Below are 18,428 nucleotides of genomic sequence, written 5' to 3' on the forward strand. Positions count from 1 at the left end.
CTCAACCCACCCTCCCACCCCGCGAGTTGACGCGACGCGCTCGACTTGCCACGCACGGTGACGATCCTCTAGCGTCCCCGCATAACGAACAGCCCCCGTCAGGTGCGCCAACACCTGCGGGGGCTTGACCAACAAGATCGAATGCGAGTCGATCCCATGGCTGAAGCCAAGCTTAGTCCTGCTCTCCCGCTCACGCACGCGTCCTCCCACCCGATGGCCAACCCGGGTTACGGCAAGCGCTCCGCGCCGGACCAACACCGCCGCACCAAGCATGACTTCGCGCACCTCCCGCCCCGCGAAGCCGCCATCGCCGCATACATCGACCGGCTCCCCCAAGGCGCCGACATCTCGGTGAAAACGCTGGCCAAGCAGCTCCCTTACGGTCAGTGCGCGCTGCGTACGGCCCTCAACCGCATCCAGGCGGCGGGGCACTTGCGGCGAGGAAGGGAGCGGCTGGAGACGGAGGACGGGGGCTCGCGCTGGATCACCCGATCGTGGTGGTCCCGTACCGCACGCGACGACTCCTGGTGGACGGCGTTCACGCGCGGCGCCGTGCCGGAGGACCCGCACCCGCCCGAACGGCCCGGCCCCACCCGTTCCCGCGCCCACGTCCTCCTCGCCGCCCTCGGCCGCACGGCCCCGGTCCTGTCCCTCTCCGCCGCCGACTGCGCCGCGCTCGCCCCGCTCCTCACGGAGTGGCTCGCACGCGGGGCCACCGACGAGGCCGTACTCCGCGCGCTGACGGAGGGTCTGCCGACGCCGGTCCACCACCCGGCCGCCCTGGTCCGCCGCAGACTCGTCGACAAGCTCCCACCCGAACCGGTCCCGCGTCCGGCACCCCGCCGGGTCCTGGAGTGCTCGGAATGCGGGGTGCCGGGGCGGCCGGAGGCACTGCCGGGGGGAGTGTGCGGCGGCTGTCGCGGCGAACGCGCTCCCGCACAACCCCGTACGCCCCTGCCGGCCCTCGCAGTCCACGCCCGCGCAGACGCGATCCGGGCTGCGATGTCCGTACGACGACAAGAGAGGACACCCGTATGACGGCTTCCACGGTCCGACATGACCACTCAGGGGCACGATGGAGGGGGAGGAGGCGACGCCATGACCCCTGATACCGAAGAACGCCCGCAGATGTCCCTCGAGGACTTCGAGGAACTTGTCCGCAGGGCTCCCAGGGAGCTGCGGAACCCGCTGGAGTTCCTCGGCGGGAAGCTGTGCATCCGGCACGGGCCGCTCGATGTCGAGGAGTTCGAGGAGCTGGCCGAGGCCGCCCCCGAAACCGTGCGGCTTGAGTACATCAACGGAAAGGTGGTCGTAAAGGCCATGCCGGACGGCAACCACGGCGAGATCTTCATGTGGCTGCTACGTCAGTGCATGCAGCAGCGCCCCGAGCTGAACCTCATGCCCGAGAGGGGCGTCAAGGCCGAGGCCCACCGCAAGGGCCGCGCCATCACGGACGGTTTCCTCGCACCCGTAGGCCACTTCAGGGGGCACGGCAACTGGTCCTCGACCGACGGCGCCCTCATGGCCGTGGAGATCACCTCCCACGACCGCGACACCGACCAGCGTGACCGCATCGAAAGGCCCGTGGGTTACGCGGCGGCCGAGATCCCCGTCTACCTCCTCATCGACCGCGACAGCAGCACGGTCAGCGTGTACAGCGAACCGAAGGACGGGCGTTACCTGCAGTGCTCCACCCGCCCCTGGGGTGCGACCGTCGAGCTGCCGCCTCCGGTGGGCATCACCCTCGACACCGAGATGCTGAAGGAGTACGCCGACTGAACCCACCGCGAAAGCCCGAGGGCGGCACCCCCAGCCAGAAGCTGGACGTACCGCCCTCGGTCCGAAGGACAGGCGATCAACCGTCAGGTCGATCAGAAGTCCATGTCACCGCCCGGCATGCCGCCGCCGGCCGGCGCGGCGGCCTTCTCCGGCTTGTCGGCGATGACGGCCTCGGTGGTGAGGAACAGCGCGGCGATGGAGGCGGCGTTCTGCAGGGCAGAGCGGGTCACCTTCGCCGGGTCGATGATGCCCTCGGCGATCATGTCGACGTACTCGCCGGTCGCGGCGTTCAGGCCGTGGCCGACCGTCAGGTTGCGCACCTTCTCGACGACGACGCCACCCTCGAGACCACCGTTGACGGCGATCTGCTTGAGCGGGGCCTCCAGCGCGAGCTTCACGGCGTTGGCGCCGGTCGCCTCGTCACCCTCGAGCTCCAGCTTCTCGAAGACCTGGGAGGCCTGCAGCAGGGCCACGCCACCACCGGCGACGATGCCCTCCTCGACGGCGGCCTTCGCGTTGCGGACGGCGTCCTCGATGCGGTGCTTGCGCTCCTTGAGCTCCACCTCGGTGGCGGCACCGGCCTTGATGACCGCGACACCGCCGGCGAGCTTCGCCAGGCGCTCCTGCAGCTTCTCGCGGTCGTAGTCCGAGTCGCTGTTCTCGATCTCGGCGCGGATCTGGTTGACGCGGCCGTTGACCTGCTCCGAGGAGCCGGCACCGTCGACGATGGTGGTCTCGTCCTTGGTGATGACGACCTTGCGGGCGCGGCCCAGGAGGTCCAGGGTCGCGTTCTCCAGCTTGAGGCCGACCTCCTCGGAGATGACCTCGCCGCCCGTGAGGATGGCGATGTCGCCGAGCATGGCCTTGCGGCGGTCGCCGAAGCCCGGGGCCTTGACGGCGACGGACTTGAAGGTGCCGCGGATCTTGTTGACGACCAGAGTCGACAGGGCCTCACCCTCGACGTCCTCGGCGATGATCAGCAGCGGCTTGCCCGACTGCATGACCTTCTCGAGGAGCGGGAGCAGGTCCTTGACGGAGCCGATCTTGGAGTTGGCGATGAGGATGTACGGGTCCTCGAGCGACGCCTCCATGCGCTCCATGTCGGTCGCGAAGTAGGCGGAGATGTAGCCCTTGTCGAAGCGCATACCCTCGGTGAGCTCGAGCTCCAGGCCGAAGGTGTTGCTCTCCTCGACGGTGATGACGCCTTCCTTGCCGACCTTGTCCATGGCCTCGGCGATGAGCTCGCCGATCTGGGTGTCGGCGGCGGAGATGGACGCGGTGGAGGCGATCTGCTCCTTGGTCTCGACGTCCTTCGCCTGCTCCAGCAGGGCGGCGGAGACGGCCTCGACGGCCTTCTCGATACCGCGCTTCAGAGCCATCGGGTTGGCGCCGGCGGCGACGTTGCGCAGGCCTTCCTTGACCAGGGCCTGGGCGAGCACGGTCGCGGTGGTCGTACCGTCACCGGCGACGTCGTCCGTCTTCTTGGCGACTTCCTTGACCAGCTCGGCGCCGATCTTCTCGTACGGGTCCTCGAGCTCGATCTCCTTGGCGATGGAGACACCATCGTTGGTGATCGTGGGGGCGCCCCACTTCTTCTCGAGGACGACGTTGCGACCCTTGGGGCCGAGCGTCACCTTGACGGCGTCCGCGAGCTGGTTCATGCCGCGCTCGAGGCCGCGCCGCGCCTCCTCGTCGAACGCGATGATCTTGGCCATGTGAAGTGGTCCCTCCAGGACTGGGGGTGATTCCTTCGGACCGCGCCCGCGCCCGCGACGGACGGCTCGCCGGCCTGTGGTTCCTTGCCCCACGTGGCCTGCGGGCCTCACCGACCCGGTCCTTCTTTGTCACTCTCACCTTCAGAGTGCTAACGCAATGATTAGCACTCGGCATGGTCGAGTGCAAGCGCCTCCGCCCTCCCGGAGGGGCGCTCAGCCGCCCGCGAACACGCCCGGGCGCGGAGCGGCCCCGGGCACGGCGAAGGGCCCGCACCCTGTGCCGGTGCGGGCCCTTCGTCGACAAGAAACGTTCAGGCGCTGAGGCGAACCATGTCGGCCTGCGGGCCCTTCTGGCCCTGCGAGATCTCGAACTCCACCCGCTGGCCCTCTTCCAGGGTGCGGTAGCCGTCCATCTGAATGGCGCTGTAGTGGACGAAGACGTCCGCACCACCGTCGACCGCGATGAAGCCGTACCCCTTCTCCGCGTTGAACCACTTGACGGTGCCCTGAGCCATGCCTAACTCCCCTATTACTGGCCCTTGCACAGATCCACACTTCGCGGACCCGGGTCAGACCTCACCCCCCATCGACGGGGGCGTGCGCCGGAACGCGTCGACCGCGGCTGAATGTATCTGTCCAACTGCCGTCTGCAACAGGTCAATCGGACGAGAATTCTGGACGCGAGCGGTCCGGAATGTGGCGAAAATTCATGCACAGTCAGGGCAAGTCGGGCCCCATAAAAGCCACAAAAGCCGCATAGAACCCGCGCACTTTGGCTACTTCTTGTCGGGCCTGCGGCATGAATACAGGGCTCCCGACCGGTCCGACCGGGAGCGCGTTCCCCAACTCTACCGCGCTCAATCACACTGAATTGCCCCCTCCGCTTCTCTCACGGAGGGGGCAATTCAATGCACCATCGGTAACCGAAGTTACCCAAGGTAATGATCAGCCGCCGGCGACCGCCGGAATGATCGAGACGCCGGCACCGTCCGGAGTGGCGGTCTGCAGGCCCTGCTCGAAGCGGACGTCGTCGTCGTTGACGTACACGTTGACGAAACGGCGCAGCTTGCCCTGGTCGTCCAGCACCCGGGCCGCGATGCCCGTGTGGTTCTTCTCCAGGTCCTCGATGACCTCGGCGAGGGTCGTGCCCTGGGCGGCGACCTCGGCCTGACCACCGGTGTAGGTGCGCAGGATGGTGGGGATGCGGACGGTCACGCTCATGCGAGGCCAGCCTCTCGGAAGGAGTCCAGGGTCGGGCGGATGGTGGCGGTCAGGCCGGTGCCGGCCACCGCGTCGAGGGTCTTCAGGCCGTCGCCGGTGTTGAGGACGACCGTGGTCTTCGCCGGGTCCAGCACGCCGTCCTTGAGCAGCTTGCGGGTGACACCGACGGTCACCCCGCCCGCCGTCTCGGCGAAGATGCCCTCGGTGCGGGCCAGGAGCTTGATGGCGTCGACGACTTCCTCGTCCGTGACGTCCTCCACGGCACCGCCGGTGCGGCGCGCGATGTCCAGGACGTAGGGACCGTCGGCCGGGTTGCCGATGGCGAGGGACTTGGCGATGGTGTTCGGCTTCTGGGGGCGTACGACGTCGTGGCCGGCCTTGTAGGCGGTCGACACCGGCGAGCAGCCCTCGGCCTGGGCGCCGAAGATCTTGTACGGCTTGTCCTCGACCAGACCCAGCTCGATCAGCTCCTGCAGACCCTTGTCGATCTTCGTGAGCTGGGAGCCGGAGGCGATCGGGACGACGATCTGGTCGGGCAGCCGCCAGCCGAGCTGCTCGCAGATCTCGTACGCCAGGGTCTTGGAGCCCTCCGCGTAGTACGGCCGCAGGTTGACGTTGACGAAGCCCCAGCCCTCGCCGGCCGGGTCGCCGATCAGCTCGGAGCAGAAGCGGTTCACGTCGTCGTAGTTGCCCTCGATGCCGACGAGTTCACCGCCGTACACCGCGGCCATGACGACCTTGCCCTGCTCCAGGTCGTGCGGGATGAACACGCAGGAGCGGAAGCCGGCCCGGGCGGCGGCGGCGCCGACGGCACCGGCCAGGTTGCCCGTGGAGGAGCAGGAGAGCGTGGTGAAGCCGAAGGCGCGGGCGGCCTCGAGGGCCTGCGCGACGACGCGGTCCTTGAAGGAGTGCGTCGGGTTGCCGGAGTCGTCCTTCACGTACAGCCCGCCGGTGACACCCAGCTCGGCGGCGAGGTTGTCGGCCTTGACGAGCTTGGTCCAGCCCGGGTTGATGTTGGGCTTGTCGGCCACGTCGGCGGGGACGGGCAGCAGCGGCGCGTACCGCCAGATGTTCGCGGGGCCCGCCTCGATGCGCCGGCGCAGTTCCTCGGTGTCGTACGCGGAGAAGTCGTAGGCGATCTCCAGCGGGCCGAAACACTCCTCGCAGGCGAACACGGGGCCGAGGGGTACCCGGTGACCGCACTCACGACAGCTCAGGGCGGCGGCGGGACCGAGATCGACGGTGGAACCGGAGGTGCTTGCAACTGTCTGCACAGCCATGGAGGCGAGGCCCTTTCTCCTCATCTTCCTCACGACGCACTTCGCCGTGAGACGGATTTGGCACCTTCCCTAGCCGGGAGCCTCGCGGAGCGATCGCGCCTGATCGGGCCGATCTACGAGTACCGACTGGAGGGTTGCCGGGGCTTCATCGGGCCGTTTCCCTCTGCCCCTCTGGATGAGCTGTATGCGGTTGTGAACGCCTCTCGACCCCCGACATGCGATGGTCACCGGCGTTGTTCAAGACTGTAACCGAAGGCCAGGACAGTTGAGATAGTCGTCCGAACCGCGAGATGGATCACACGGTCACGCCCTGTGATCACGAACAGTGAGGAGCCGCAGACCGTGCTGGAAGAAGTCGAGCGCTGGCTGGCCACCCGCTCCTGGTCCGTGACCGACCGCCCTCTCCACCACCTGGTGTCCGCCAAGCAGCGCAGCGGCCAGACGATCAGCGTCGTGCTGCCGGCCCTCGACGAGGAGGAGACGGTCGGCGACATCGTCACGGTCATCCGCCACGAACTCGTGGAACGGACTCCGCTCGTCGACGAGATCGTCGTCGTCGACTCCGGCTCCACCGACCGCACCTCCGAGGTGGCCGCCGCCGCGGGCGCGCGGGTCGTTCACCGGGACGAGATCCTGCCGCGCGTTCCCGCCGTCCCCGGCAAGGGTGAAGTCCTGTGGCGCTCGCTGCTCGTGACCGGCGGGGACATCCTCTGCTTCATCGACGCCGACCTGAAGGAGTTCTCCGCCGACTTCGTCTCCGGGATCGTCGGCCCCCTGCTCACCGAACCGGACGTGCAGCTGGTCAAGGCGATGTACGACCGTCCGCTGGGCGGGGCGGCCGGGCAGGGGGGCCGGGTCACCGAGCTGATGGCCCGCCCGCTGCTGAACATGCACTGGCCGCAGCTGGCCGGTTTCGTGCAGCCGCTGGGCGGTGAGTACGCGGCCCGCCGCTCCCTGCTGGAGCAGCTGCCGTTCCCCGTCGGGTACGGGGTGGAGCTCGGCATGCTGGTGGACGCGCTGCACCTGGTGGGACTGGAGGCGCTGGCCCAGGTCGACGTCGGGGTCCGCAAGCACCGGCACCAGGACGGCCAGGCGCTGGGCCGGATGGCCGCCGCGATCTACCGCACGGCCCAGCTGCGGCTGGCCCGGGGCCATCTGGTCCGGCCGTCGCTGACCCAGTTCGAGCGGGGCGCGGACGGCTTCGAGCCGCGCACCTACTCGGTGGACACCGAGGAGCGGCCGCCGATGGTGGAGATCGCGGAGTACGCCGAGCGCAAGGTGGCGTGAACCGGCCGTCTCCGGTCGTATACGTCCGCGTGCCGGGCGTAGCCGTACGTTTGAGCGTTTCCGGGCCGGGCTAGGTTGAGGACCATGGCTTCCAGGCACGGTGCTGAGGTGCTGGTCGCGTCCAACCGCGGCCCGGTTACGTACACGGTGGACGAGAGCGGCTCGCTGCGCTCCAGGCGGGGTGGCGGCGGGCTGGTCTCGGGACTGTCGGCCATCGGCTCCGACGCGGACTCGGTGTGGGTGTGCGCGGCGCTCGGCGACGGCGACCGCGAGGCGGTGCGGCGCGCGGACGGCGGGCTGCTGCCGGCCGGGGACAGCGGCGGGCAGCGGGTGCGGATGCTGGACATCGACGCCGCCGTCCACGCGGACGCCTACAACGGCATCGCCAACTCGGTGCTGTGGTTCGTCCACCACATGCTCTACCAGACCCCGCTGGAGCCGGTGTTCGACGCGGAGTTCCGGCGCCAGTGGGCGTCGTACGAGGCCTACAACCGGGCGTTCGCCGAGGCGCTGTCCGAGGAGGCGGCCGAGGGCGCGGCGGTGCTGGTGCAGGACTACCACCTGTGCCTGGTGCCCGGAATGCTCCGGGAGCTCCGCCCCGACCTGCGCATCGGCCACTTCTCGCACACGCCGTGGGCGCCCGCGGAGTACTTCGGGCTGCTGCCGGAGGACATCCGCGAGCAGCTGCTGGCGGGCATGCTCGGCGCGGACCGGGTGGCGTTCCTGACCTGGCGGTGGGCGACGGCCTTCATGAAGTGCGCGGAGGGCCTGGACCCCGAGGACTACCGCGTGGCCTGGCCGTCGGGGGCGCCCCGGCACGTCGAGCACCTGCGCGGGAGCCGGCGTACGGAGGTCGGCGTGCACTCCCTCGGCGCCGACGGCGACTTCCTGCGGGCCCGGTCGCACGAGCCGGACGTCGAGGAGCGGATGGCGGCGCTGCGGGCGGAGATCGGCGAGGGGCGCAAGAGCATCGTCCGGGTCGACCGCACCGAGCTGTCGAAGAACATCGTGCGCGGCCTGCTGGCGTACCGGCAGTTGCTGGACGAGCATCCCGAGTGGCGCGAGCGGGTGGTGCACATCGCGTTCGCGTATCCGTCGCGGCAGGACCTCGCCGTCTACCGGGAGTACACGGCGGCGGTGCAGCGCGTGGCCGAGGAGATCAACTCGTCCTACGGCACGCCCGGGTGGACCCCGGTCGTGCTGCACGTCAAGGACGACTTCGCACGTTCCCTGGCCGCCTACCGGCTCGCCGACGTAGCCCTGGTCAATCCCATCCGGGACGGCATGAACCTGGTCGCCAAGGAGATCCCGGTCGTCTCCGACCAGGGCTGTGCGCTGGTGCTGTCCCGGGAGGCCGGGGCGTACGAGGAACTGGGCGCCGACGCGCTGGCGGTGAACCCGTACGACGTGCTGGAGACCGCGCGGGCCCTGCACGAGGCGCTGTCCCTGCGGCCGGAGGAGCGGGCGGAGCGGTCGAAGCGGCTGGGTGCCGCGGCCACCGCGCTGCCGCCCGCCCAGTGGTTCCTGGATCAGCTGCGGGCGCTCAGGGAGGTTCAGTCCAGCTGAGCCGCCAGGGTCCGCAGCAGTCGTACGACCCCTGCCGGGCCGTCGACCACCACGTCCGCGCGCTCGGCCAGTTCCGTGACCTCCGTGCTGCCGCTGCAGACCAGGAGGCCGGGGACGCCCTCGGAGCGGAGTTTGTCGACGGCGGCGAAGGCGGGGAGGTCGCCGAGGTCGTCGCCGGCGTAGAGGACCGACTCGGCGCCGGTGTCGCGGACGTACTCGCTGAGCGCGACGCCCTTGTCCATGCCCGGCGGGCGCAGCTCCAGGACCATACGGCCGGGTTCGACGATCAGGCCGTGGCGGCCGGCGAGGTCGGTGAGGGGCTGCCGCAGGGCCTCGAAGGCGGCCTGGGGGTCGTCGGCGCGGCGGGTGTGGACCGCGACCGCCCGGCCCTTCTCCTCGATCCAGGTGCCGTGCCAGGCGCCGACGCGGTCGAGCAGGCCGGGTAGCTCCGCGCGGACGGCCGCGACGCCGGGGTGCGGGGCCGGGGCGGTGACGGTGCCGGTGACCGCGTCCCAGTGCTCGGCGCCGTAGTGGCCGAGGACGGTCAGGTGCTCCAGGCCGGGGACGCCGGCGAAGCCGCCGTGCCGTACCGCGACGCCGGCCGGGCGGCCGGTGATCACCGCGACGGAGGCGACCTTGGGGGCGAGGGCGGCGAGAGCGGGTACGGCCTCGGGGTGGGCGCGGGCCTGTTCGGGGTCGGCGACGATGGGGGCCAGGGTGCCGTCGAAGTCCAGGCCGACGACCGCTGTGCTCGGCTTGGCGAGGAGGGCTGCCAGTCCGTCCCGGCCGGGCTGGGTCCGCGGGGTGGGCAGAGGATCCATACAGCGACACTATCCAGCGCGGACCGGCCTCACTCCTGGGTCGGCCGCCCGGACCCGCCACGGATCCCGCCGTGGGCTCCGCCCTCGAACCCCGCCTCGGCCGCCCGCGGCCGGCCGGAACGGCAGCCCGGCCAGCGCCGTGGCACGTCCCCTCCCACCGGCTCAGCGGTTCCCCTCGCGTGACCCTCGACCGGCCGGCTCCACCGCCACAGCCGGCAGGGCTTCCGACCCGGTCGGCCTCAGCGCTCCGCTCTGCGGGTCTCTCTGACCCGGCGGAGTCTGTTCACCGTCACCGGATCGTGCGCCAGCGCGCTCTCGTCGTCCAGCAGCGCGTTCAGCAGCTGGTAGTAGCGCACCGGGGCCAGGCCCAGCTCCTCGCGGATGGCGCGCTCCTTCGCGCCGGGGCCGGTGAAGCCCCGGCGCTCCAGCGCGAGGATGGCCTGTTCGCGGCTGCCCAGTTCCATGTGCGCCACCGTAACGCGGCGCACCGACAACGGGGTCAGTTCGCGTTGCTGCTGTCGGCCGCCGTGGCCGACGCCTGGAGGCGGGCCAGGACGCCGGCGGGGCTGCCGCTCGGGGTGACGGCCTGGCCGATGTTCTGCTTCACGGCCGCGCTGACCGAGGCCCAGGAGGTCTTGCCGACGGGATACAGCTCGGACGTGGGCAGCTGGTCCAGAAAGGGGCGCAGTGCCTTGTCCTTGGCCGCGTCGGAGTCGCTCATGGCGGTGGAGGCGGAACCGGTGACCGGCAGCAGGCCGTACTCGCGGGAGAAGGCGAGGACGTTCTTCTCGCTGTAGACGAAGTCGAGGAAGTCGCCGATCTGCTCGGCGTGCCCGTTCTGCTTGAAGGCCATCATCCAGTCGGCGACGCCCATGGAGGCCCTGGCCTTGCCGGTGCGGCCCGGCATCGGGACCATGCCGAACTTGACGCCCTTCTTGGCGGCCTGCTGGATCAGCGTGGGGTGCCCGTTGAGCATGCCGACCTGGCCGTCGGCGAAGGCGGCGAAGGCGTCCGCGCGGTTGAGCTTGCCGGGCGCGACCGGGCCGGTCAGGCCCTTGCCTACCAGATCGTCCTTGAGCCAGGTGAAGGTCTCGACGTTCTGCGCGGAGTCCAGGGTGTAGGTGCCGACGTCGTCGGTGTAGCCGTTGCCGCCGCTCAGCAGCCACTGCATGGTCTCGGCCTGGGCCTCCTCGGGGCCGAGGGGCAGCGCGTAGGGGTACTTCACGCCCTTGGCCTTGAGGGCGGCGGCGTCGGCGGCCAGTTCGTCCCAGGTGGTGGGCGGGGCGATGCCGGCCTTGGCGAAGAGGGTCTTGTTGTAGAAGAGAACGCGCGTGGAAGCGGCGAAGGGGATGCCGTACTGCGTGTGGTTCCACTCGCCGGCGTCGGAGAGCGGGCCGAGGAAGTCCGCCTGGGTGTGGATGGAGAGCAGGTCGGAGGCCTGGTAGAGCTTGCCGGCGGCCGCGTAGTCGGCGTAGGCGCCGATCTGGGCGAGGTCGGGGGCGTGCCCGGCGTCGACCATCTCCTTGACCTTGCGGTCCACGTCGTTCCAGGAGTAGACGGTGACGTCCACCTTCACGCCGGGGTGCTGGGACTCGTAGTCCTCGGCCAGGGCGTCCCAGTACTTCTTGGAGCTGTGGGCGGCGGAGTCGCCGTAGTCGGCGGCGACAAGTCTGAGGGTGACGTCGGAGGAGCCCGTGCTCCCGCAGCCGCCGAGCACCGCCGTCATGCCCAGTGCGGACACCACCGCGATCGTTCCTGCCGTACGCCGACGCACCCTCAAAACCCCAACCCTGCTGTCTGACCGTTCAATATGTGGACACATAAGGTCTACACCACGCGAGTGGACTAGACCTCTCACGGGTAGGAGGGTCACACTAGGGACCGTGGTGAGACATGTCATCGCCCTGGACGTGGGCGGTACCGGGATGAAGGCCGCCCTGGTCGGCGACGACGGCGCACTCCTGCACCGCGCCCGCCGCGCCACCGGCCGCGAGCGCGGGCCGGACGCGGTGGTCGGGACGATCCTCGACTTCGCCGCCGAGCTGCGCGCGTACGGCGTCGAGCACTACGGCACCCCGGCAGCCGCGGCCGGGATCGCGGTCCCCGGCATCGTCGACGAGGAGCGGGGCATCGCCGCCTACGCGGCCAACCTGGGCTGGCGGGACGTGCCCCTGCGCGACCTGCTGGCGCAGCGGCTCGGAGTTCCGGTCGCCCTCGGGCACGACGTGCGCACCGGCGGGCTCGCCGAGGGCCGCATCGGTGCGGGCAAGGGCGCCGACCGCTTCCTGTTCGTGCCGCTCGGCACCGGGATCGCCGGCGCCATCGGCATCGACGGCCGGGTGGAGTCGGGCGCGCACGGCTTCGCGGGCGAGATCGGCCACATCGTCGTACGCCCCTCCGGCACCCCCTGCCCCTGCGGGCAGCACGGCTGCCTCGAGCGGTACGCCTCCGCCTCCGCCGTCAGCGAGGCCTGGGCCGCGGCCTGCGGGGACCCGGACGCGGACGCCGCCGACTGCGCAAAGGCCGTCGCGTCCGGTGACCCGAACGCCGTCCGGGTCTGGCAGGAGGCGGTGGACGCGCTCGCCGACGGGCTGGTCACCGCGCTCACCCTGCTGGACCCGCGCACGCTGATCATCGGTGGTGGTCTGGCCGAGGCGGGGGAAGTGTTGTTCCAGCCCCTGCGGGACGCCGTCCGGCAACGGGTCACCTTTCAGAAGCTGCCCACCGTCGTCCCCGCGGCCCTGGGCGATACGGCCGGCTGCCTGGGGGCGGGACTACTGGCCCGCGACCTGCTCGACTCCACCGACCTCGACCCCACCGACCTCGACCCCACCGACCCCTCGGAGGTAACCGCCTGATGGCTCCCAGCTTGGTTCTCGCAGGTGCTCGGGTGGTGCTGCCCGGCGGAGTGGTGGACGGCGGGCGCGTGGCCGTCGAGGGCACGCGGATCGCCGCCACGGTCGCCGAGAGCGCCGACGTCGTCGACGTGAGCGGCCACTGGCTCGTCCCGGGGTTCGTCGACCTCCACAACCACGGCGGCGGCGGAGCCTCCTTCTCCGGTACGCCGGAGGACATCCTCACGGCCATCCGCACGCACCGCCGGCACGGCACCACCACCCTGGTCGCCTCCACCGTCACCGACGAGATGGACCTGCTGGTGCGGCAGGCCGGCCTGCTGAGCGAGTTCGCGGAGCAGGGCGAGATCGCGGGCATCCACTTCGAGGGGCCGTTCATCTCGCCGTGCCGCAAGGGCGCGCACTCCGAGGAGCTGCTGCGCGACCCGGAGCCGGCCGAGGTCCGCAAGCTGATCGACGCGGCGCGCGGCAGGGCGACGATGGTGACCCTCGCGACCGAGCTGCCGGGCGGCATCGACTCCGTGCGGCTGCTCGCCGAGCACGGCGTCATCGCGGCGATCGGGCACACGGACGCCGGCTACGAGCAGACGGTGGAGGCGATCGAGGCGGGCGCCACGGTCGCCACCCACCTGTTCAACGCCATGCCCGCGCTGAACCACCGTGCGCCCGGCCCGATCGCCGCCCTGCTGGAGGACGAGCGGGTCACGGTCGAGCTGATCAACGACGGCACCCATCTGCACCCCGCCACGCTGGAGCTGGCGTTCCATCACGCGGGCGCGGACCGGGTCGCGTTCATCACGGACGCGATGGACGCGGCCGGCGCCGGCGACGGCCGCTACATGCTCGGCCCGCTGGAGGTCGAGGTCAGCGAGGGCGTGGCCCGGCTGGTGGACGGCGGTTCGATCGCGGGCTCCACGCTCACCCTGGACCGCGCCTTCAGGCGGGCGGTGACCGTGGACAGGCTGTCGGTGGAGGACGCCGTGACGGCCCTGTCCGTGAACCCGGCGCGACTGCTCGGCCTGTCCGACCGGATCGGCTCGCTGGAGCCCGGCAAGGACGCGGACCTGGTGCTGCTGGACGCGGACTTCGACGTGAAGGGCGTGATGCGCCGGGGCGAGTGGGTGGGGGCGCCCCAACTGGTCTGATCTGTCCGTCTTTTCCCCGGACGGCGGCCGGCCTCTGACTGGGCCGGCCGCCGTCTCTTTGGCATGATCGTGCCCCCGGAAACCGATGACAGACGCACGGACATCGAGGGAGGTCGGCCCGGGTGATCCTCACGGTCACACTGAACACCGCTCTCGACATCACCTATCGCGTGCGGTCGCTGCGGCCGCACGCCTCGCACCGCGTCTCGGAGGTCGTCGAGCGGCCGGGCGGCAAGGGTGTGAACGTGGCCCGGGTGCTGGCCGCGCTCGGGCACGAGGCGACGGTCACGGGCTTCGCGGGCGGCGCGACCGGGCGGGTGGTGCGCGAACGGCTGGCGGACACGGCCGGGGTGACGGACGCGCTGGTCCCGGTGGCCGGGTCGACCCGGCGCACGATCGCGGTCGTGGACGAACGCTCGGGTGACACCACCCAGTTGAACGAGCCGGGCCCGCAGATCACCCCGGCCGAGTGGGGCGCCTTCCTGGACCGCTACGAGGAACTCCTGCCCTCGGCTTCGGCGGTGGCCCTGTGCGGCAGCCTGCCGCCGGGGGTGCCGGTGGGGGCGTACGGGAACCTCGTCCGCAGCGCCCGCGCGCTCGGCGTCCCCGTCCTGCTGGACACCAGCGGGGAGCCGCTGCGCCGCGGCGTGGCGGCCCGCCCGGACATCGTCAAACCGAACGCCGACGAACTGGCCGAACTGACGGGCTCCCACGAGCCGTTGCGCGCCACCCAGGACGCCCGCCGGCGTGGCGCCCACGCGGTCGTGGCCTCCCTCGGCGCGGAGGGCCTGCTGGCCGTCACCCCCGAGGGCCGCTGGCGCGCCGCCCCACCCGCCCGCGTCCACGGCAACCCGACCGGCGCGGGCGACTCGGCGGTGGCGGGCCTGCTGTCGGGGCTCGTGGAACGCCTCCCCTGGCCGGACCGCCTCTCCCGCGCGGTCGCCCTGTCGGCGGCGACGGTACGAGCCCCTGCTGCGGGCGAGTTCGACCGGGCGGCGTACGAGGAGCTGCGGGGCCGGGTGGCGGTGACCGGCGAGGTCACCGCGGCCTAGCTGTCCTTCTTGACCTGCCCCGGCTTCAGCTTGACGTTGCTGATCAGGGTGTTGCACTTGTCGCCCGCGCCGCAGGAGACGGAGATCGTGTTGGACCCCTTCTTCAGGGTCGGCCACACGAAGGAGTGGGTCCAGCCGTTGGTGAAGTCGCCGTCCTTGGCGTGCCGGTAGTTCTGCATGTCGAGCTTGCTGCCGAACGGGGTGCCGTTGACGGTGACCGACATCGACTGGTCGGCGCCGGCCGCGCTGTAGTACACGAACAGGGTGTACGGGCCGTCCGACGGGACGTCGACCTTCCAGGTGACCGAGGCGCCGGGCTGGTTCAGGCCCGTCACATAGCTGCCGTCGGAGGAGCTCGCGCCCTTGACGTCCGAGGCCTTCGACGCGCCGCCGGCCGGCTCGAGCGCCGAGGCGTCGGACTGCATCGAGTCGCTCGCCGCCGAGCTGCTCCCCGAGGGGCTCGGTGAGTGGCCCTGGGACTGCGTCGGAGCGGTGCCCACCTGGTCGGCGTTCTTGTCGCCGTCGTCCGAGTTGCCGTTGATCATCGCGACACCGATGCCGATGACCACCGCGGCGACCACCGCGATCGCGCCGATCAGCAGACCCTTGGTGTTCGGGCCCCGGCGGCCGGGCGCGGGCCGGGCGGGCTGCCGGCCGGCCGGGGCACCGCCGGTCAGGGTCTCGGGGGCCTGGTAGTGGGCGTTCGGCTGGCCGTACGCGCCCTGCTGCGGCGCCTGCTGGCCGTAGGCGCCCTGCGGGGGCACGCCCTGGCCGTAGGTGGCCTGCTGCTGGCCGTACTGGCGCTCGCCGACCGTACGCACCCTGCTGACCGAGTTCGGGTAGCCGTAACCGCCGGACGGCGGCTGTGCTCCTCTGGCCTGGCCGTCGGCGTACAGGTAGCCGAACGGGTCGTCGTCCTCGGGCGTGCTCGGGCCGTTTTCGCCGGGCGTCATCCCTTGGTCTCCTCAGCGGGTGCGGGGTGGATGCGATACACGTCTGGAAGGGCGAGCCTACCCGCTCCGGCGGAGCCAAACGGGTGACTCGAATCGCATCAAGTCCCTGACCTGCGGCTCATCCGGCGCGTCGGTGCTGTTTGGGACGAGATCGTTTCTCTACGTACATCCGCTCGTCGGCTGACTTCAACACCTCGTCCGCCGTCATGCCGCAGTGTGCCCAACCGATGCCGAAACTCGCGCCCACCCGGACGGCCCGTCCCTCGGCGCGGATCGGCTGGATGATCTCGTTGCGCAGTCGTACGGCCAGGTCCTGGGCGTCGGCCCGGCCGAGGCCGTCGGCGAGGATCACGAACTCGTCGCCGCCGAGCCGGGCGACCGTGTCACCGTCGCGGACCTGGCGGGACAGGCGCCGGGCGACCTCGATGAGGACCGCGTCGCCCGCGTTGTGCCCGAACCTGTCGTTGATCGACTTGAAGCCGTCGAGGTCGCAGAAGAGGACCGCGAGCCCCTTGGTGCCGTCGTCGTGGTCGTCCTCGGGGGCTGCGGTGTGCACATGGTGGTCGTAGCCGTCGTACGCCTCGCCCGCGCCCGGTGTGAAGTCGAAGCCGTGGCCGGCGGGGCCGTCGAAGGCGGGGTGGCCGTAGGCCGCGTCCAGGGACTCCAGTTCGCCGGAGTGGGCCGGGCGCCGGCACAGGCGGGCCGACAGCCGGGAGCGCAGCTCGGCGGAGTTCGGCAGCCCGGTCAGGGAGTCGTGCGAGGCGCGGTGGGCGAGCTGCAGCTCACGGCGCTTGCGCTCCTCTATGTCCTCGACGTGCGTGAGGAGGAAGCGGGGGCCGTCGGCGGCGTCGGCGACGACGGAGTTGCGCAGCGACACCCACACGTAAGTGCCGTCGCGGCGGCCGAGGCGCAGTTCCGCCCGGCCGCCCTCCGCCGACGTCCGCAGCAGCGTGCCGATGTCCTCGGGGTGGACCAGGTCGGAGAAGGAGTAGCGGCGCATCGCGGAGGCCGGGCGGCCCAGCAGCCGGCACAGGGCGTCGTTGGTGCGCAGGATGCGGCCGTGCTGGTCGCCGCCCATCTCGGCGATGGCCATGCCGGAGGGGGCGTACTCGAAGGCCTGCCGGAAGGATTCCTCGCTGGCGCGCAGCGCCTGCTGCTCGCGCTCCAGGCGGACCAGGGCGCGCTGCATGTTGGCCCGCAGCCGGGCGTTGCTGATCGCGATGGCGGCCTGGAAGGCGTACATCTGCAGGGCCTCGCGGCCCCAGGCGCCGGGGCGGCGGCCGTTGCGCGGGCGGTCCACGGAGATGACCCCGAGCAGTTCGCCCGAGGAGCCGCCCGAGACGCCGGGCGTGTACATCGGCGCGAACAGGCGGTCGGAGGGGTGCCACTCGTCCTCGAAGCGGGGCGCCGGGCCGTCCGTGTACCACTGCGGGACGTCGTCGTCGTCGAGGACCCAGCCCTCGGTGTGCGGTATGAAGACGAGGTCGCCCCAGCGCTCGCCCATGTTCAGCCGCCGGTCCCAGGAGTCGCGGGAGCCGGCCCGGCCGGTGATCAGGGCCTCGGCGGCGGAGTTGCCGGAGAACGCGGCGACGACGAGATCGCCGTCGGGGCGTACGAGGTTCACACACGCCATCTCGTAGCCGAGGGCGTTCACCGCGCCGTCGGCGACGGTCTGCAGGGTGTCCGCCAGGCTGCGTGCCGTGTTCATGTCGGCCATGACCTGGTGCAGCTGCCGCAGGGACGCAAGGCGGACATACGGCTCCGACTCGGTCTCCATGCTCGCCCTCCCCCCGAGACCTCGCAGCGAATCAAGGGTTGTCTTCGGCGCTTCTTTACGATGGCTTCTTACGATGCTGGTTCGGCGTCCCAGCCACTGAATCACAGCGCGCTGCCCACTCGGTACACAGGGTCAACAATTCCTGCTTCTTGTGACTCAAGTCACAGGAGAACGTGAACAATTGAGTGGCTTTCTTGCAATTGGGTTGTGCGCTTACCGGACGCAAGCTTTGTGCGTCTGCGCACATCGTGCACACACGGGTCCGCCGCTGGTCCTAGGACCCGGGTCGGGCGAAGGCCCGATGTCACCGCCGCGGAGCGGAGACTAGCGTTTCCGGCGTGCTGAAGACTCCCTCCCCCACCGCCGTCGCAGCTTCCGGGCATGCTGAGGGGGTGAGCAACGACGAGTTCCGGGCCGCGATGTCCCGGCTGGCCGCGGGCGTGGTCCTGGTCACCGCGCAGGAACCGCCGCTCGATCCGGACGACCCGGCCGCGCCGGCCATGGAGGACGTCGGCATGACCGCGACCGCCTTCATGTCGGTCTCCCTCGACCCGCCGCTGGTCCTGGTCAGCCTGCGTGCGGGCTCCCGCATGGACGACCTGCTCGACGAGCAGCCCCTGTGGACGGTGTCGGTCCTGGCCGAGAGCCAGCGGCACATCGCCGGCCGCTTCGCCATGAAGGGCCGCATCAGCGACCGTCTGCTCTTCGAGGACATCCCCTACGTGCGCGGCGAGGCCACCGGCGCCCCGCTGGTGGGCGGCGCGCTGGCCACGCTGGAGTGCAGGACCGAGCAGCGGGTGGCGGCCGGGGACCACACACTGGTCGTCGGCCGCGTCCTGACCGCGAGCGTGCCGAGCGCCGAGGGCGGCCCGCTGCTGTACTTCCGCGGCCGGTACCGGCAGCTGGGCTGAGCCGGGAATTCGACGGCCCCGGAATTCCGCGGCTCCCGGAAAATTCCGTGGCTCCCGGGAAACACG

The 18,428-nt window shown here is 71.0% G+C and carries 17 protein-coding genes and 1 riboswitch; of the genes, 8 read left to right on the top strand and 9 right to left on the bottom strand.

Annotation, left to right across the window (positions count from 1 at the left end; all coding sequences use genetic code 11):
* Positions 1 to 156 precede the first annotated feature (156 nt).
* Positions 157 to 1,038, top strand: a complete 882-nt coding sequence (locus ACIHEJ_RS19705) for a hypothetical protein (protein ID WP_400137099.1) — start codon at positions 157 to 159, stop codon at positions 1,036 to 1,038.
* A gap of 60 nt (positions 1,039 to 1,098) precedes the next feature.
* A complete protein-coding gene (locus tag ACIHEJ_RS19710; RefSeq protein WP_400137102.1) occupies positions 1,099 to 1,779 on the top strand; it encodes a Uma2 family endonuclease in 681 nt (226 codons plus the stop codon).
* Between the two features lie 92 nt (positions 1,780 to 1,871).
* Here ACIHEJ_RS19710 and groL read toward each other — a convergent pair whose 3' ends face one another.
* The 4 genes from groL to thrC form a co-directional block, all read right to left on the bottom strand.
* The gene (gene groL / locus ACIHEJ_RS19715; protein ID WP_366011123.1) at positions 1,872 to 3,494 is read right to left on the bottom strand and encodes a chaperonin GroEL; all 1,623 of its coding nucleotides are present in this window, start codon (positions 3,492 to 3,494) and stop codon (positions 1,872 to 1,874) included.
* Positions 3,495 to 3,805: 311 nt separating this feature from the next.
* Entirely contained in the window at positions 3,806 to 4,009 is a 204-nt protein-coding gene (locus tag ACIHEJ_RS19720; RefSeq protein WP_004929928.1) for a cold-shock protein, read from the bottom strand.
* A gap of 430 nt (positions 4,010 to 4,439) precedes the next feature.
* Entirely contained in the window at positions 4,440 to 4,715 is a 276-nt protein-coding gene (locus ACIHEJ_RS19725) for a MoaD/ThiS family protein (RefSeq protein WP_400137106.1), read from the bottom strand.
* A complete protein-coding gene (gene thrC / locus ACIHEJ_RS19730; RefSeq protein ID WP_400137109.1) occupies positions 4,712 to 5,995 on the bottom strand; it encodes a threonine synthase in 1,284 nt (427 codons plus the stop codon). Before thrC ends, ACIHEJ_RS19725 begins: the two co-directional genes overlap by 4 nt.
* A gap of 17 nt (positions 5,996 to 6,012) precedes the next feature.
* Positions 6,013 to 6,177, bottom strand: a riboswitch (SAM riboswitch).
* 160 nt (positions 6,178 to 6,337) lie between these two features.
* On the opposite strand from thrC, the gene ACIHEJ_RS19735 reads away from it, so the two are divergent.
* Both ACIHEJ_RS19735 and ACIHEJ_RS19740 read left to right on the top strand, forming a co-directional pair.
* The gene (locus ACIHEJ_RS19735; RefSeq protein WP_400137516.1) at positions 6,338 to 7,282 is read left to right on the top strand and encodes a glucosyl-3-phosphoglycerate synthase; all 945 of its coding nucleotides are present in this window, start codon (positions 6,338 to 6,340) and stop codon (positions 7,280 to 7,282) included.
* An 84-nt stretch (positions 7,283 to 7,366) separates the two neighbouring features.
* On the top strand, positions 7,367 to 8,848 hold the full coding sequence (locus ACIHEJ_RS19740; RefSeq protein WP_400137112.1) for a trehalose-6-phosphate synthase: 1,482 nt from the start codon (positions 7,367 to 7,369) through the stop codon (positions 8,846 to 8,848).
* Here the strand turns inward: ACIHEJ_RS19740 and otsB are convergent.
* From otsB to ACIHEJ_RS19755, 3 genes are all read right to left on the bottom strand, one after another.
* On the bottom strand, positions 8,836 to 9,669 hold the full coding sequence (gene otsB / locus ACIHEJ_RS19745) for a trehalose-phosphatase (protein ID WP_400137115.1): 834 nt from the start codon (positions 9,667 to 9,669) through the stop codon (positions 8,836 to 8,838). The genes ACIHEJ_RS19740 and otsB overlap by 13 nt on opposite strands.
* Before the next feature lie 239 nt (positions 9,670 to 9,908).
* A complete protein-coding gene (locus ACIHEJ_RS19750; RefSeq protein WP_400137118.1) occupies positions 9,909 to 10,133 on the bottom strand; it encodes a DUF3263 domain-containing protein in 225 nt (74 codons plus the stop codon).
* A gap of 35 nt (positions 10,134 to 10,168) precedes the next feature.
* The gene (locus ACIHEJ_RS19755; RefSeq protein WP_400137120.1) at positions 10,169 to 11,413 is read right to left on the bottom strand and encodes an extracellular solute-binding protein; all 1,245 of its coding nucleotides are present in this window, start codon (positions 11,411 to 11,413) and stop codon (positions 10,169 to 10,171) included.
* Between the two features lie 142 nt (positions 11,414 to 11,555).
* Here ACIHEJ_RS19755 and ACIHEJ_RS19760 point away from each other — a divergent pair, with 142 nt between their 5' ends.
* The 3 genes from ACIHEJ_RS19760 to ACIHEJ_RS19770 all read left to right on the top strand — a co-directional run bounded on the left by ACIHEJ_RS19760 (position 11,556) and on the right by ACIHEJ_RS19770 (position 14,721).
* Positions 11,556 to 12,527, top strand: a complete 972-nt coding sequence (locus ACIHEJ_RS19760) for an ROK family protein (RefSeq protein ID WP_400137519.1) — start codon at positions 11,556 to 11,558, stop codon at positions 12,525 to 12,527.
* Positions 12,527 to 13,669, top strand: a complete 1,143-nt coding sequence (nagA, locus tag ACIHEJ_RS19765; RefSeq protein WP_400137122.1) for an N-acetylglucosamine-6-phosphate deacetylase — start codon at positions 12,527 to 12,529, stop codon at positions 13,667 to 13,669. Before ACIHEJ_RS19760 ends, nagA begins: the two co-directional genes overlap by 1 nt.
* Positions 13,670 to 13,791: 122 nt before the next feature.
* Positions 13,792 to 14,721, top strand: a complete 930-nt coding sequence (locus ACIHEJ_RS19770; protein WP_400137124.1) for a 1-phosphofructokinase family hexose kinase — start codon at positions 13,792 to 13,794, stop codon at positions 14,719 to 14,721.
* Here ACIHEJ_RS19770 and ACIHEJ_RS19775 read toward each other — a convergent pair.
* Positions 14,718 to 15,674: a carbohydrate-binding protein gene (locus ACIHEJ_RS19775; protein WP_400137126.1), complete on the bottom strand. Its 957-nt coding sequence runs from the start codon at positions 15,672 to 15,674 to the stop codon at positions 14,718 to 14,720. The two genes, ACIHEJ_RS19770 and ACIHEJ_RS19775, sit on opposite strands and share 4 nt — an antisense overlap.
* Before the next feature lie 118 nt (positions 15,675 to 15,792).
* Positions 15,793 to 17,451, bottom strand: coding sequence for a diguanylate cyclase CdgB (cdgB, locus tag ACIHEJ_RS19780; RefSeq protein ID WP_400137128.1), 1,659 nt, complete (start codon positions 17,449 to 17,451; stop codon positions 15,793 to 15,795).
* A gap of 338 nt (positions 17,452 to 17,789) precedes the next feature.
* On the opposite strand from cdgB, the gene ACIHEJ_RS19785 reads away from it, so the two are divergent.
* Entirely contained in the window at positions 17,790 to 18,362 is a 573-nt protein-coding gene (locus tag ACIHEJ_RS19785) for a flavin reductase family protein (RefSeq protein WP_400137131.1), read from the top strand.
* Positions 18,363 to 18,428: the final 66 nt, after the last annotated feature.

Source organism: Streptomyces sp. NPDC052301, from assembly GCF_044593395.1.
In the GTDB taxonomy this organism is placed as follows: domain Bacteria; phylum Actinomycetota; class Actinomycetes; order Streptomycetales; family Streptomycetaceae; genus Streptomyces.